Consider the following 14,622-nt stretch of genomic DNA (forward strand, 5'->3'; position numbering starts at 1 on the left):
ATTTGGCTAATTTGAGGCTACTTTTCAAACCCACTTCATTTATGAGCATTGTCAAAGAGCACTTGAAAATTCAGGCCCCTGTCGCCAGCGTTTGGGAGGTTTTGCTGGACCCAAGTTTCATTCCCCAATGGGCAAAATCATTTGGGGAAGGCATCTGGGTAGATGCTGAATGGAAAAAAGGCGGCTTGGTGAGTTGGAAAAATAAGGCCGGTGAAATTATCGCCAAAGGAATTGTTTTGGCCCTTGAACGAAACACGCTGATCAAGGTTGGCTATTTTGATGAGGCCCATGCCCACCCCACTTCGGCCCTTGGAGATTACAGGGAAGAGTACCAACTGGAGTCGGGACAACATAAAACCCTGCTTACAATCACGGCCGGCCCCCTGCCCCAGGACACAATCCAGCAAATGACTGGCATCTGGAAAGATGCCCTGAATTCAATCAAAGCCTTAGCAGAAAACCGATAAACCCGTTTTAATATGTCCTATCCACTTAGGATACTTATTTTCATCGTACTTTTTGGTAGCGGTAGTTCGATTGCTTTTGCGCAGGCGGTTACGGGAAATGTCATTGATGTACAGGATAATTACAACCTCAAGGATGTCAAGGTAGAAAACATCAAAACTGCAGAAACTTTTACCTCCAATGATCGCGGTTATTTTAGGATCGGAGCCACTTTGGGGGATTCCATTCGGTTTACAAAGGAAGGCTATGTGCCACACTATTGGGTGGTCGATGATTTGGAGCACCAGTTGATCCCGTTGATTTTTGATGCCGTGGGACTTCCTCCAGCCTATGTTTTTGGGGAACGGCCCTCACTTTATATCCCTGGCATTTCAAAAGATTTGGACCCTGACCGTAAGCCTGCCGGCCCCGGGAGGGTGTATGGCGGGCATAGCGGCAGTCAAACTGAAATGACGCCGGGCTTTACTATGGACGGTCCTATTTCCTATTTTACCCGCAGGGAGCGAAACAAACGTCAATATAGACGGGCCATGGAAAAGGAAGCCAGGCAGGCCCCCTATTTGGAAATCATTAAGTCTGATTCCGTAATGCATGTGTTGAAAAGCAAATATCAGTTGGAGGACAAGGAACTGGACAGCTTGATTATCGAATTCAACCTATATCACATTGAGCATGAATTCCTTGACTTGGATCATGAAGATGTATCCAGATTGTTGCATGCCTTTTTTGAGCGCTACTATTATTTTGGCAGGAAATAAAAAGTCCTTAATGAGTAAGACAAGGGCATTGATTTTGAGGGAAATTTGGAGAACTTTTTTTAAATCTAACCACAAACATCATGTTAAGCAGTTCATATTTAACTAATGACAGGGTAAGAACCGTAACTGACCCAGAAATTAACGAGGAAATAGACAACGATATAGAAGAAAATGTCCGGTTTTATTCCATCCAAAACCCCATAACGATTCGCAGGAGAATCAAAGACCTCGATGAGGAATGGGACGTGGAAAGAGTTCTGGAGCTAAACGCATCCACTTTGGCCTTTACCGGAATCGCCCTTGGAGCATTGGGCAGCAAAAAATGGTTGTTGCTTTCGGCTCTGGTTACCGGATTTTTGGCCCAACATGCCATTCAGGGTTGGTGCCCCCCTTTGGTGATTCTGAGAAAGCTAAAAATCAGGACCCGAAAAGAAATTGACATGGAGAAATTCGCACTTCTTCAGGCTTTGGAGAAAAGGGAAGCCCACATATAATATCAAACCCCGTCTAATCGCGGGGTTTGTTTATTTTTAGGGCAATCTGATTTCCAATCCATCCTCGGCCATGTCAAAATCCACCGAATCCGCATTTTCAAGCATCTCATCGCCCATGTGGGTAAGAAGTAGCTTTTTGCAATTCAACTGCTTCTTTTTCAGCGTGGTATAAGAGATATGATTAGGCCCTTCCTCCAAGTAATAATTGCACTCGCAGATAAAGAGGTCCGCATTATCCGATAGCGGGTAAAGTTCATCGGTCCACTCTGTATCTCCTGAATAGGCAATGACCTTATTGCCTACCGTTACCCTTAACCCATGTGGCAGGGTCTCCTGCGAATGGACGACGGGAAAGCTTTCAATTCTGAGTTTTTCAAGATTCAATGTTTGGTGCGATCCAAAAAACACATACCTAATGTCCAATTCCGACAAGGTGCTGGAGCCTGGATAGTATAGCTCAACGGCCTGCTTCACTTTTTCGTCCATCCCGACAGGGCAAACTATGCAGATTGGCTTTTTCCGCTTGTTTTTCTTTTCTTCCAAAAGGAAAAACACCAAGCCTCCGAAATGGTCCCCATGCATATGGGAGATGATGATCATATCAATTTCCTGGGTTGGAATCTGATATTTCTTCAAAGCCAAAAGTGTGGTAGCTCCACAGTCGATCAAAAAGTTAATCTCAGGAGAAGAAACATAAAATGAGGTATTGGCCCTCCCCCCACTGCAAAAAGCATCTCCACATCCTAAAATTCTTAAAGTTACTTCCATGATGTCAAGGTGATTAATGATATAGAGGTGAATACAAATAGCATTCTAATTTTCACTTTCCTGTATTTTTATTCTTATTTTTATGTATAATTTTTAAAATATAATTAAACCAAGCTTTTTTATTTCAGTTATCCCATTAAGCTAACTTTTAAATGAACCACCTATGCCTAAACTATCGGAGCTCAAGTTTAAATATATAAAAGAAGTATTTTTAAAGACAGCTAAGCGATGGAACGACGCCGACCCCTTTAGACAAAGTGCCATTATAGCCTTCTACGCCATCTTTTCCTTACCTTCCCTGCTGGTGATCATCATCGCGATAGCGGGGTACTTTTTTGGAGAAGAAGCGGTTTCTGGAAATTTACAAAATGAAATATCAGAAATGATCGGTCCAGATTCGGCTGAGATGGTAGAGGACCTCGTAGCCAATGCCACTGTTGCCGACAGTGGGACTTGGGGAGTAATTATGGGGGTGGGCCTATTGATATTTGGTGCTACTACCGTATTCTTTCAGTTACAAAAAAGCCTCAACCGTATCTGGGGTGTGTTGCCCAAGCCTGATCAGGCCATCAAAAAAATGCTTTTGGATAGGTTGTTCTCTTTTGGGTTGGTTTTGGTGATTGCCTTTCTACTTCTCATTTCACTGGCCCTGACGTCCGTGATGGCAGTATTGGGCGATTGGTTGATGACTTGGTGGCCTTCTTATCTCTATATATTATTTATAATTCTGAATTTCATTGTTTCACTGGCTGTTATCGCAACCCTGTTTGCCATGATGTTCAAACTCTTGCCGGATGCGATTATCCGATGGGAGTCTGTGTGGGTAGGTGCCTTTCTTACCGCCTTACTATTTGAAATCGGAAAATTTGCTCTTGGCCTTTATTTTGGCTTAGCCGAACCGGAATCAGTTTATGGTGCTGCTGGGTCCATTATATTGGTGATGATGTGGGTTTCCTACGTGTGTATGATCGTATTTTTTGGGGCAGAATTCACCCGCAATTGGGCTGTTAAGTTTGGTCATGGGATTAAACCAAAAGCAAATGCCATTTTGGTGGAGGATAATCTTCAAGATCCTTATTACATAGAATAAAAAACAATGGAGCCTTAAAAGCTCCATTGTTTTTTACCAATCATCATCATCATCATTCCGATTCATGTTTTCATAGTCTGGTGCCACTTCGTCAGGAATGGCCATGGCATGATATTGTTTCATGAAATCAATTTTACCTTCCTTATTGAATCTCCAAACCTCATGGATTGGGCTGACTACCTTGTTGCCCTCTTCGTCGGTATAGATATCTTCACCCCAAACGGCCACCCAGTCCTCATCCTTGTCCACACTTTTTAAGCTAACATAGGAAACAATCTTGCTCTGATAATTATCAAGTCTATCTCTGTGTTTCTTTGTTTCCTCCATCAATTTTTCCAACCCCGTAATCCTTGTTCCATCCGGAAACTCCATGGTCACATCATCAGCAAAATATTCCAAGTTTCTATCCAGCATATTTTCTTCATAATCCTTCCAAACTTCTAAAATTTTGAAAGAATGCCTATCATCCCCCATTCTAAACTTGGATGAATACTCCGCCTCATAAGGCATCTCCGTTTTTTTGGTGATTTTTTTCAACCTTTCCGGTCCTTGGGCAAAAGTCAGACCTGCCACCAAAACAAATACGATCAATAAAGCTAAACACTTTCTCATAACATAATTTGTTTTATTAAAGAAACAACAAAACAAATTTACTAAAAAACCAAGGAATTACGTTATCATATTTTATACATAATTTGGTATAAAGCCATCAAAACCAGCCATTTATTCGCTTTATTATCAGGAAAAACTCAAAACTATAAGGCCTCTGGCGTGTTCTATTATAACTAATCAACTACTGAATAACCAAAACCAAATTATTATGTCAGACCAGAAAAACTCACCTTCTCCACAAGGAAAGTCCAACCCCTCCGATCCGGGACAGGAGGACAAGGCTGCCATCAAAAAAGGCAAGACCGAGGAGGAGATCAAAAAGGAAAAAGAACTAAAGGAAAAGTATTTGGAAGAGAATGGTGAAATTCCTCCCCACCTGGAAAAAGGAACCAACCGCAATCCCGACAAACCCAACATCCACAAGCCACCATATGGCGGTGGGACTAAATAATGTTTAACCCCTTAACCTGGTCAAAGCCAGGTTATTTTTATAAATTTAACTATGAAACTTTTCACTGGCCTTTTTTGCGCATTGTTGCTTTTGAGTTTTCCATCCCTAGGTCAGGAGAATCTCAAAAGCCACCAGAGTCAACATAATTTTGACCAAACCATCTCTCTGCTAAAATCCAAGCTCTCCGATAGGGGCATCGAGGTCATGCAAGTGATCGATCATGGCCAAAATGCCAAAAATGCAGGGCTTGAACTTGAAAAGACACAGGTTTTGGTATTTGGCAACCCAAAAGTTGGCACAAAATTGATGCAGTCAAATGCGGATATTGCAATAGAGCTTCCCCTGCGGCTGCTCGTGATGGAAAGACAAGGAAAAGTAACGGTAAAGTATACTGATCCAACTTCTTGGGTAGCAAAATACGGTCTTCAAACCGAGAGTGAAATTTTGGCCAATATGGCCGAATTGCTCGATGAACTTGGAAGAACGGTAGAATAGGGTAAATAAGAGGAAGGCAAAATTTTAGCTTTTCTATAGATTTTAGGCTAATTTTGGGCATTCGTATGTCCAAGAATGCATTCCATATTTATTAGGCTACCCAACCTTGTAATTACAAAGCAATTCTATTTAGCATTCTAGAATTTCACCTTAAAATACCCTTATGGAAACTGTGGAAAACACCGCTGAAAATCAACCAATCAAACCTTTGAAATGTCTTTTTTACCTGCCCAAGGTAGCGAAAATCAAAATACCTGCCTCAACTGAAAAAGTGGAGACCTTCCATCTTTTCTACGGAGCTGATGTAAATGATGAAACCTTGAATTTCAAGTTTTTAATGCCTGCTGTGGAGGAGGCAAAAAACGAGGATTATGACATTATCCTGGGTTTTGACAAATCTTTGAATAGAATAATCATCGGTTATAAAAACACAGAAGGCCGCTTCCAGGCATTTAATGCACACCAGCAAGCTGCTCTTATCAGTGACCACCTCATTCAGCAGGTAATTTGGGATCGACCTTTTGGAGAATCTGGAATGATGATTATCAAGTCCGTGATCCTTTCTGATCAACTTGACGGCATAGCTACTAAAAACGGTGTACCTGTAAAAACCACCCATTCAGGATTTGACAACTTGATGGGCGGTGTAAAGGCTAACATGGAAGCTGTGGAGAAGATCATTGCTTTTGATGATAGAAACACTGTAATTCTAAATCCTGATGCGGATAAAAATTCCCAGTCGATTTTTGACATGTGGATGGCCTTGCTCAGCGATTTGGCCGAAAAGGAGAAATCCATGCTCGACAGGCACATCGATCTGCAGGTGAAGTACCGGCTATATCTGGAAAAAACCTTCCAGATCACCCGAGATACCAGTATCAAAAAGATTTTCGACAAATTCAGAACCAAGCCGCCTGTGGATGATTTGGCCGATGAACTGGTGTTGATTTCCGATTATAAAAAACAGACCTTCCATAACAAGTTGACCGGCCGTAAAGGCACTTTGGAACTTGAAGCCAGAAATATGGTACAGATTGAGTACTCCAGTGGGCTTAAGCTTACGGTAGAGCTAGAAGAAGGTGAGACGCAAATGTCCATTCATTTGAGTAAATACACCAATTTTGCTTTTAAGCCAAAGTATGCTGAAATCAGGAAGGGGTTGCATGACAGTTTGTTGAAAACGGTAGTGATATTGGGTAAAATGTAAGAATCGAAAAGCGGCTTAAAGCCGCTTTTTTCATGTTGATTGCCTACCGATTATAAGGTGATTTTTACGTTTATAAGATAATTTTTATTTGGGCCGGAAAATTATCCCTATTTTAGACCCGCGTCAGCATTGACTGCACACACGAAAACTTTCTTATTTTAGATTTAAAAATTTTGTTATGCGCAAAAGTTCGTTTTTGGTGCTTTTCCTAGTAGCTTTTGGCTTGACGGCCCAGGCTCAGGATAAAGACCAAGTAATTGAAAACATGATCAAAGAAGCTAAGGAGAATTCCCAGCTTAAAAAATTAGCCTACGAGGTTACTGACCTTATCGGTCCTCGTTTGGTGGGTACACCACAAATGCAGAAAGCTCATGACTGGGCTGTTGACACCTATGCCGAATGGGGCATTGAGGCTGAAAACGAGCAGTGGGGTGTATGGAGAGGCTGGGAAAGAGGCGTTTCCCATATCGACCTAATTGAGCCAAGAGTAGTTTCATTGGAAGGTATGCAGTTGGCTTGGAGCCCTTCCACTGATGGCCCTGTGACCGGAGAAGTGGTGATTGTCCCAGATTTGGAAGATTCGGTGGCATTCCAAAACTGGTTATCCAATGAAGTAGAGGGCAAATTCGTCATGATCTCCATGATGCAGCCATCAGGCCGACCAGAATACAACTGGAAGGAGTTTGCAACTGAGGAATCTTTTGAAAAAATGAAGAAGGATAGGCAAGAGGCGGCTGAGGCTTGGGCCGACCGGATTGAAAAAACCGGGTATAATGCCCGATCTCTTCCTGCAGCCCTTGAAGAGGCTGGTGCTGCTGGCGTGGTGGCATCTTATTGGTCACAAGGATTTGGTGTTCAGAAAATTTTTAGCGCCAGCACCAAGAACATCCCAATGGTAGACATCGCCCTGGAAGATTATGGCATGCTTTACAGAATGGTGGAAAATGACGCCAAGCCAAAGCTTAGAATCAATGCTGAATCCAAGGAATTGGGTGAAATGCCTACTTTCAATACCATTGCCACTATCAAGGGTTCTGAAAAGCCAGAGGAATACATTATTCTTTCTGCCCACTTCGATTCTTGGGATGGCGGAACAGGTGCCACTGACAATGCCACAGGTACTTTGGTAATGATGGAAGCTATGAGAATCCTGAAGAAAATGTATCCTAACCCTAAAAGAACAATCATCGCTGGCCACTGGGGTAGTGAAGAGCAGGGTTTGAACGGTTCAAGAGCATTTGTGGAAGATCATCCGGAAATTATCGAAAACATCCAGGCGGTATTCAACCAGGACAACGGAACGGGTAGAGTGGTAAACATCTCAGGACAAGGTTTCCTTCACGCCTATGAATTCATCAACAGATGGTTGGAGCCTGTACCTCAGGATGTGCGTAGACACATTGAAACGACTTTCCCTGGCAGCCCTGCTGGTGGTGGCTCAGATTATGCATCTTTCCTAGCTGTAGGAGCACCAGGCTTCTCCTTGAGCTCACTTAACTGGTCTTACTTCAACTATACTTGGCACACCAACCGTGACACGTATGATAAAATCGTATTTGATGATGTAGAAAACAATGTGATTTTGACTGCTATCCTAACTTACATGGCAAGCGAAGATGACCAAAGCTTCAAAAGAGAAAAAAGCATCCTGCCTGTAAACCCAAGATCGGGCAGACAAATGACCTGGCCAAATCAGCGTAACGCGACAAGAAGAGGCATGTTGGATTAATCAACTTATAACATCAAAGCTCAACCAAAAATGGTTGGGCTTTTTTTATGGCTAAACATAACTGAAATGGCTTTTTGGTAGTTAATCAAAAACACTATCACCCAAAACCTAATTATCTGTGAAGTCAAATCAGAAACTGCCCCAGCTCCCCTTGGAAGAGTGGGAAAAAAGCAAAATCACCTTACATTTATTCCTTCAGATTGTTGGTAAAATAAAACTGGCACTGATGCCTCCCAAAAACCATTGGTGGAACATTACTTTTCGGGTTTCCTCCAAAGGCTTAACCACCGGCCCCATACCTTATCAAAACGGCCAGGGAAATTTCACCATAGAGTTTGACCTTCTCAAGCATCTCGTCCAGATTAATTCCAGCAATGGGGGTGTAAGGAAATTTGAGATCATGTATGGACTTACTGTGTCCAAATTTTACTCTTTGCTATTGGATAACCTTCAGCAGCTGAATATCTCGGTAAATCTCAAAAACCCCTACCCCTATGACATGGGCGTAGAAGGCGAGTTTACAAGCCTAACCAAGCATTATCATTATGATGCCAATTATGTCCAAAAATATTACAGAGTCCTGCTGTGGGTAGACAATATTTTCAAGGATTTCGAATGCAAGTATAAAGGCAAATCTTCCCCTGTGCATTTATTCTGGCACTCCTTGGACTTGGTGGTCACGCGGTTTTCAGGCAAAAAAGCAGATAACAGCATGATGTCGCGCACTTCAGATAGGGAGGCTTATTCTCATGAAAACATTTCCTTTGGTTTTTGGGCAGGGGATAAAAACCACCGTGAACCTGCTTTTTACTCCTACACTTGGCCAAGTCCTGAAGGATTGGATAGCTACCCCATAAAACCTGCAGAGGCAAAGTGGATAGATAACAACGGAAGTCCGATGGCACTACTCAATTATCAGGACTTGATCAACAAGCCGGACCCGGAAAAAACGCTCAAGGAGTTTTTACACAGTGCCTATCAGGCTGGGATAACTTCCGCTGGATGGGAAACAGAATCTTTTTAAAACAACCCTACATCTATAATTTCCAATGGAAAACAATTTCCCAATGGGAGCTAGCCTTCATGAGGAAGGCTGCTTTTTCAAATTATGGGCACCCCATGCCCAGTCCGTTCACGTAATTGGGGATTTCAATGATTGGAAACCAGGTGAGCCTTTAGAAAAAGATGATCATGGTATCTGGCAGGGCAGTATCCGCAATGCCCAAGAAGGACAGGAATACCGCTATTTGCTTAACAAGGGAGACCAGGAGTTTTCAAGGATAGACCCTTATGCCAAGGAAGTCACCCACTCCATGGGCAACAGTGTTATTTGCACCCCCTTGCCTCCTATCGGTCATTTTGATCCCCCGCCCCTTCACCAAGCAATCATTTATGAGCTGCACGTGGGTACATTTTATAAGACCTCTGAGGAAGGTCCAGGAACATTTGCTGATGTAATAGAAAAGCTGGACTATCTGCAAGAGCTGGGTGTCAACATTATCAAAGTAATGCCTGTCCATGAATTTGCCGGAAGCTTTAGCTGGGGGTATAATCCCTCCCATCTATTTGCCGTGGAAACCAGCTACGGAGGTCGAAAAGAATTCCGCAAACTCATTGACGAGGCCCATACTCGGGGCATAGCTGTGGTGCTAGATGTGGTCTACAACCATTGGGGGCCCACGGATCTGGATTTGTGGAGATTTGATGGCTGGTATGAAGGCGAGGGAGGCGGAATCTTCTTCTACAACGACGATCGAGGTGAAACGCCTTGGGGTCACACCCGCCCGGATTTTGGAAGACCGGAAGTCCGAAAATTCATTTTTGACAATGTGATGTTTTGGCTAAATGAAATCGGGGTGGATGGGCTTAGGTGGGATGGCACGGCTCTGATAAGGAACTGCAAGGGCGAAGAGCACCTCAAGGACCAGGATCTTGCCGACGGCTGGTCGCTTATGCAATGGGCCAATGAGGAAAGTCGGAAGGTAAAACCAAAGGTAATCTTGATAGCGGAGGATGTAAGAGGAAATGGCACTCTGACCGAAAAAACCGAGGAGGGCGGTGCAGGGTTTGATGCCCAGTGGAACTCGATTTTTGTAGAGCATATCAAGCCTTCTTTAGCCGATGATGCGCAATGGCATATGGACCAGGTGATTGAGGCGCTGGAATTCAGATACAAGCACAATGCGTTTGAGCGGATTGTGTTTTCAGAATCCCACGATGCGGTGGCGATCGAAGACCAGAGATTGCCGGAAGAGGCGTCTCCTGGGCAGGCTGACTCTTGGATAGCCAAGAAAAAATCAGCTCTTGGAGCAGTTTTGACCATGACAGCTCCTGGCATTCCAATGATCTTTCAGGGTCAGGAATTTTTAAAAGCAGGGGCGTTTGACGAAAAAGACTTTATCAACTGGGACAGACTTGAACAGAGAAAAGGAATATTCAAGCTTTATCAAGACCTGATTTCCTTGAGGCTCAACAAGGAGCATAAAAGCCATGCCTTGAGCGGCCAGCATATCGAGATTCTCCACGCCCATGCCGAGACCAGGGTTGTAACTTATAAAAGGTGGGCGGATAATGCCGATGAAGCAGTTTATGTTATCATAAACTTTTCCCAAGATACCCACGAAGATTATTGGCTTCCTTTCCCGGGGGAGGGAGATTGGGTCACGATTTTCAACAGTGACAGCAAAATCTACGATGAGGAATTTGGAAATTTAGGTCCCACCAAATTGGAAGTTCATCAGGATGAGGAAGGTAACTCCTCCCATTCCATCATATTACCCCCTTATTCTGCAATTATTATGTACAGAGAATGAGGTTAATCCAAACAAAATTTTAAACAGTAAGTTCTTTTGAAGGAACACAACATTTTTATCAAGCAATTTAAACCACTAACAACATGAATTCAATTTCAAAACTTTGCCTGCTCGGAGGAGCTGGATTGCTGTTTGGGCAACCTCTGATGGCCCAAAGTGTGACCGATGAGGTGATCGAGGAAAAAATAGAAACCGAAGAGGCCAATATAAAAATCACCAAAGTAGTGGATGGTCTTGAAAACGCCTGGGGAATAGATTGGTTACCCGATGGCCGAATGTTGATCACTGAGCGTCCGGGGAGATTTCATATAATAGATGGAGAAAACATCCATAGGTTCAGAAACCTTCCCGAGATTGATCTATTTGAGGATGATAAAACACCCGATGAGGGAGGAAATCAAGGTGGGCTTTTAGATGTGGCCGTACATCCTGACTATCAAAACAATGGCTGGATTTACTTTACTTATTCCAGCCCAGGAGATGATGACTCCAATTTCAGCGGTGATGAGGATTATGCCACTGGTACCGCTTTGGCCAGAGCCAAGCTGACTGATGACGGAACAGATATCAGTGAATATGAGGTATTATATGTACAATCCCCGCGAACGGAGCCAGGAAGACACTATGGTTCAAGGATTATATTTCCGGGAGATGGAACGGTTTTATTTTCCATAGGGGACCGTGGAATACGATATCCTTCTCAAGATTTGACTGATCCGGCGGGATCAATAATTAGGCTGAAAGAAGATGGAGGTGCGGCGGAGGACAACCCTTTTGTTAATAAGGAGCCAGGCAACCTTCGTCCTGAGATCTTCAGTTTTGGCCACAGAAATAATCAGGGGATGGTAATCCATCCTACAACTGGGGAGATTTGGGCGTCAGATCACGGACCAAATGGAGGAGACCTTTTATACAAAGTGGAGAAAGGCAAAAATTACGGATGGCCTCAGGTCTCCTATGGAACCGAATACGATACAGATGAGAAAATCGGTATTGGTAGAGAGGCTCCAGGCGTAGAGAAGCCTGCCCATATCTGGGAAGACAACATGGCTCCTTCGGGATTAACTTTCTATACCGGTGAGTTTCAGGGTTGGAATGGCCATCTATTTTCAGGTTCATTGAAGCAAAAAGCAATTTACAGATTGGTGATTGAAAATGGTGAAGTGACCCATGATGAGAAAATGCTGGAAGACAAAATCGGAAGAATTAGAGCCGTAAAGCAAGGCCCTGATGGAAACCTTTATGTGATTACAGATGAAGAGGACAGTGGAGTATATAAACTAGAAATTATTGAATAAGAATATAAGGCCGGGTTTCTTCCCGGCCTTTTTTTATCCCAAATTATCCAAAATCAACTCTATTTCATTTTTTTCAGTCAACACACCTCTGAATAGATCGCCCATCTTTTCTAATCGCTGGGGCATGGTTTTAATGGTAAAATCTTCTTTTTTCAATCCAGGCTTTACCTCTTCCCAATTGAGCGGGGCTGAAACCCTGGCTCCGGGCACAGGTCTTACACAGTAAGGAGCAGCCAAGGTTTGTCCTTTTCTGTTTTGCATGAAATCCAGGTAGATTTTATCGGTACGTTTCTTTACTGCTCTTTCCATACTGGTAAGCTTGGGCACCAACTCATGAACATGGTAGCACAGCAACTTGGTAAAGTCCCTGGCATCATCATAACTGTACCCATCTGCAAGTGGTATGTATATATGAAGCCCACTTGACCCGGAAGTTTTGCAAAAGCCTTTCGCTTTCCCCTGATCCAGTACTTCCTTGGTAGCCTGGGCAACCTCTATTACTTGTTGAAAGGTATTCTTATCACTGGGATCCAAATCAATGACCACCATATCAGGCTGATCCAAATCACTCATTTTGGAGAGCCACGGGTTGATCTCTATACAGCCCAAATTGGCCATGTAAATCAAAGTCGCCTCATTCTGGCAGAGCATATACTCAATATAATCATCCTTGGACTTACTATGCACCTTAACAGTTTCAATCCAATGGGGAAAAATACCGGCCGTATCCTTCTGGTAGAAGCTTTCACCCTTGATTCCATTGGGGTGCCGGTGCATATTCTGGGGCCGATCAATTAAATACGGAAGCATGAAATCCGAAACATGCATGTAATAATCGATCAGGTCATATTTGCTATACCCTTCATCCGGCCAATAAATTTTCTCCAAATTGGTAATCGGCACATTCACCCCATCTATCTCCAAATTGCCCTTCGACTCTTCGGCTGGCTTACCTTTACCTTTTTTCAACTTAATTTCAGTTTCTTTGGTGATTTCCTTTGGAGCTTTGTCACTTCGGAGGCCTTTGTAAACAGGATGTCTCAAGCTACCTGATCTGGTCCACTCAGAAAACCCAACTTCACAAATCAGCTTCGGCTCAAGCCAGTTGGCTTTCCTGCCTTTCAGGCTGATTTTTCCTGAAAAAGGCGACCCCTCTCTCTTTAAAGGCTCAAACAAATCCAGTAATTCCCGGCTTTCTGCTTCGCTAAAACCTGTACCGCAATTGCCAATGTAAACCAACTCTTTTTCTTTGTACATTCCCAAAATCAGGGAGCCTAAACCTCCCCCACCCTTGATTTTCACAAATCCGCAAATAATTGCTTCTTGGCTTTCCGAGGCCTTTATTTTAAGCCAGAATTCTGACCTTGCTCCTGGGTAATATTTAGAATCGGCTTTTTTGGCAATCACCCCCTCTATGCCCATTTTAATGGCTTTTTCATAAAACACGCTCCCCATGTCTTCCAAATGGTCGCAGTAATATATATGGTCAATTCCCTCAATGACGTCTTGAATCAAACTTTTCCGATCAAGTAAAGGCAGTCCAGTCATATCATGGCCATTGAGGCTAAGCATGTCGAACACATAAAACCTGAGCTCCCCCTCCTTTTCAGCAGGGTAGTTTTGAAGGGCCTGAAAAATGGGAAGGCCGTTTTCATCGAGGGCTACAATTTCTCCGTCTAGGATGGCATCATGCTCAATTTGGCCAAGGCTTCTGTGGATTAGAGAGAATTTAGAGTTGAAGGAAATGCCATTTCGGGAATACAGGTTAACCCTCCCGTTTTTAATATCTGCAATCGCGCGATACCCATCCCATTTGAGTTCATATATCCAGCCGGCCCGTTTAAAAATTTTATCCGTTTTGGTGGCCAACATGGGTTTAAAAAAGCCTCTTTCTTCACCATAATTAGAAATTTGATCTTGAAAATCTTCCGCGTCATACTTGGAGTCACTGGAAAATTCATCTTTCTTTTTGATCAATAGCCAGTGGTTTTCCTCCTTTCCTCCCTTTGTCCTGACCAAAGCAAAAGCCCCATTAACCTTTTGCCCAGTAAGGGTGATTTTAAGATTGCCGCTTTTATATCCTTCGATTAAGTTCTTTTCAGCCCCACCCTCCGAAGATTCATAGGTGCCAAAATCCCAAATCCTCATCCTTCCAGCCCCATAATTTCCCTTGGGAATGTCTCCTTCAAAAAACAAGTAATCCAACGGGTGGTCCTCTGTGTGAATGGCTAACCTTTTATCATCTGGGTAAAGCGAGGGCCCCTTGGGAACTGCCCAGCTCTTTAGCACCCCATCCATTTCGAGCCTCAAATCATAATGCAGGCGAGTGGCTTCATGGCGCTGGATCACAAACCTTAACTGTTCACCACTAGCCTTTCCCCCTTTAGGTTCTGGGGTGTTTTCAAAGTTTCTTTTTTTATAATATGCCGAAAGACTCATTTA

Annotated in this window: 14 protein-coding genes; 11 read left to right on the forward strand and 3 right to left on the reverse strand. The window is 43.3% G+C overall.

The features are described 5' to 3' along the window. The first annotated feature begins 41 nt into the window (after positions 1-41). From KI659_RS15500 to KI659_RS15510, 3 genes are all read left to right on the forward strand, one after another. Positions 42-467 carry an SRPBCC family protein gene (locus KI659_RS15500; RefSeq protein ID WP_213946282.1) on the forward strand — a complete coding sequence of 142 codons (426 nt, stop codon included), beginning with the start codon at positions 42-44 and terminating at the stop codon, positions 465-467. A gap of 12 nt (positions 468-479) precedes the next feature. Next, the gene (locus KI659_RS15505) at positions 480-1,223 is read left to right on the forward strand and encodes a hypothetical protein (protein WP_213946283.1); all 744 of its coding nucleotides are present in this window, start codon (positions 480-482) and stop codon (positions 1,221-1,223) included. Between the two features lie 80 nt (positions 1,224-1,303). Continuing rightward, a complete protein-coding gene (locus tag KI659_RS15510) occupies positions 1,304-1,717 on the forward strand; it encodes a hypothetical protein (RefSeq protein WP_213946284.1) in 414 nt (137 codons plus the stop codon). Positions 1,718-1,753: 36 nt separating this feature from the next. On the opposite strand, the gene KI659_RS15515 is transcribed toward KI659_RS15510, so the two are convergent. Beyond that, positions 1,754-2,485 (reverse strand): MBL fold metallo-hydrolase, encoded by a 732-nt coding sequence (locus tag KI659_RS15515; protein WP_213946285.1) that lies wholly within the window; start codon positions 2,483-2,485, stop codon positions 1,754-1,756. Between the two features lie 163 nt (positions 2,486-2,648). On the opposite strand from KI659_RS15515, the gene KI659_RS15520 reads away from it, so the two are divergent. Beyond that, positions 2,649-3,575: a YihY/virulence factor BrkB family protein gene (locus KI659_RS15520; RefSeq protein WP_213946286.1), complete on the forward strand. Its 927-nt coding sequence runs from the start codon at positions 2,649-2,651 to the stop codon at positions 3,573-3,575. Positions 3,576-3,608: 33 nt separating this feature from the next. Here KI659_RS15520 and KI659_RS15525 read toward each other — a convergent pair whose 3' ends face one another. After that, complete coding sequence (locus tag KI659_RS15525; protein ID WP_213946287.1) at positions 3,609-4,187, reverse strand: nuclear transport factor 2 family protein; 579 nt, start codon at positions 4,185-4,187, stop codon at positions 3,609-3,611. A 208-nt stretch (positions 4,188-4,395) separates the two neighbouring features. On the opposite strand from KI659_RS15525, the gene KI659_RS15530 reads away from it, so the two are divergent. The 7 genes from KI659_RS15530 (at position 4,396) to KI659_RS15560 (ending at position 12,180) form a co-directional block, all read left to right on the forward strand. Beyond that, on the forward strand, positions 4,396-4,638 hold the full coding sequence (locus KI659_RS15530) for a hypothetical protein (RefSeq protein WP_213946288.1): 243 nt from the start codon (positions 4,396-4,398) through the stop codon (positions 4,636-4,638). 51 nt (positions 4,639-4,689) lie between these two features. Beyond that, positions 4,690-5,133, forward strand: coding sequence for a DUF302 domain-containing protein (locus KI659_RS15535; protein WP_213946289.1), 444 nt, complete (start codon positions 4,690-4,692; stop codon positions 5,131-5,133). A gap of 163 nt (positions 5,134-5,296) precedes the next feature. Next, the gene (locus tag KI659_RS15540) at positions 5,297-6,340 is read left to right on the forward strand and encodes a hypothetical protein (RefSeq protein WP_213946290.1); all 1,044 of its coding nucleotides are present in this window, start codon (positions 5,297-5,299) and stop codon (positions 6,338-6,340) included. Between the two features lie 178 nt (positions 6,341-6,518). Beyond that, the gene (locus KI659_RS15545) at positions 6,519-8,069 is read left to right on the forward strand and encodes a M20/M25/M40 family metallo-hydrolase (protein WP_213946291.1); all 1,551 of its coding nucleotides are present in this window, start codon (positions 6,519-6,521) and stop codon (positions 8,067-8,069) included. A 118-nt stretch (positions 8,070-8,187) separates the two neighbouring features. Then, the gene (locus KI659_RS15550) at positions 8,188-9,093 is read left to right on the forward strand and encodes a DUF5996 family protein (RefSeq protein ID WP_213946292.1); all 906 of its coding nucleotides are present in this window, start codon (positions 8,188-8,190) and stop codon (positions 9,091-9,093) included. A 43-nt stretch (positions 9,094-9,136) separates the two neighbouring features. Next, positions 9,137-10,882: an alpha-amylase family glycosyl hydrolase gene (locus tag KI659_RS15555; protein ID WP_213946293.1), complete on the forward strand. Its 1,746-nt coding sequence runs from the start codon at positions 9,137-9,139 to the stop codon at positions 10,880-10,882. 83 nt (positions 10,883-10,965) lie between these two features. Beyond that, positions 10,966-12,180, forward strand: coding sequence for a PQQ-dependent sugar dehydrogenase (locus tag KI659_RS15560; protein WP_213946294.1), 1,215 nt, complete (start codon positions 10,966-10,968; stop codon positions 12,178-12,180). 33 nt (positions 12,181-12,213) lie between these two features. Here KI659_RS15560 and ligD read toward each other — a convergent pair whose 3' ends face one another. Further along, a complete protein-coding gene (ligD, locus tag KI659_RS15565; protein ID WP_213946295.1) occupies positions 12,214-14,619 on the reverse strand; it encodes a DNA ligase D in 2,406 nt (801 codons plus the stop codon). Positions 14,620-14,622: the final 3 nt, after the last annotated feature.

It is taken from the genome of Litoribacter ruber (assembly GCF_018449405.1).
In the GTDB taxonomy this organism is placed as follows: Bacteria; Bacteroidota; Bacteroidia; order Cytophagales; family Cyclobacteriaceae; genus Litoribacter; species Litoribacter ruber.

What these genes read in the sequence shown, in the direction of transcription:
- KI659_RS15500 (WP_213946282.1), top strand. Translation starts at nt 42, where the DNA reads ATGAGCATTGTCAAAGAGCACTTGAAAATTCAGGCCCCTGTCGCCAGC.
- KI659_RS15505 (WP_213946283.1), top strand. Translation starts at nt 480, where the DNA reads ATGTCCTATCCACTTAGGATACTTATTTTCATCGTACTTTTTGGTAGC.
- KI659_RS15510 (WP_213946284.1), top strand. Translation starts at nt 1,304, where the DNA reads ATGTTAAGCAGTTCATATTTAACTAATGACAGGGTAAGAACCGTAACT.
- KI659_RS15515 (WP_213946285.1), bottom strand. Translation starts at nt 2,485, where the DNA reads ATGGAAGTAACTTTAAGAATTTTAGGATGTGGAGATGCTTTTTGCAGT.
- KI659_RS15520 (WP_213946286.1), top strand. Translation starts at nt 2,649, where the DNA reads ATGCCTAAACTATCGGAGCTCAAGTTTAAATATATAAAAGAAGTATTT.
- KI659_RS15525 (WP_213946287.1), bottom strand. Translation starts at nt 4,187, where the DNA reads ATGAGAAAGTGTTTAGCTTTATTGATCGTATTTGTTTTGGTGGCAGGT.
- KI659_RS15530 (WP_213946288.1), top strand. Translation starts at nt 4,396, where the DNA reads ATGTCAGACCAGAAAAACTCACCTTCTCCACAAGGAAAGTCCAACCCC.
- KI659_RS15535 (WP_213946289.1), top strand. Translation starts at nt 4,690, where the DNA reads ATGAAACTTTTCACTGGCCTTTTTTGCGCATTGTTGCTTTTGAGTTTT.
- KI659_RS15540 (WP_213946290.1), top strand. Translation starts at nt 5,297, where the DNA reads ATGGAAACTGTGGAAAACACCGCTGAAAATCAACCAATCAAACCTTTG.
- KI659_RS15545 (WP_213946291.1), top strand. Translation starts at nt 6,519, where the DNA reads ATGCGCAAAAGTTCGTTTTTGGTGCTTTTCCTAGTAGCTTTTGGCTTG.
- KI659_RS15555 (WP_213946293.1), top strand. Translation starts at nt 9,137, where the DNA reads ATGGGAGCTAGCCTTCATGAGGAAGGCTGCTTTTTCAAATTATGGGCA.
- KI659_RS15560 (WP_213946294.1), top strand. Translation starts at nt 10,966, where the DNA reads ATGAATTCAATTTCAAAACTTTGCCTGCTCGGAGGAGCTGGATTGCTG.
- ligD (WP_213946295.1), bottom strand. Translation starts at nt 14,619, where the DNA reads ATGAGTCTTTCGGCATATTATAAAAAAAGAAACTTTGAAAACACCCCA.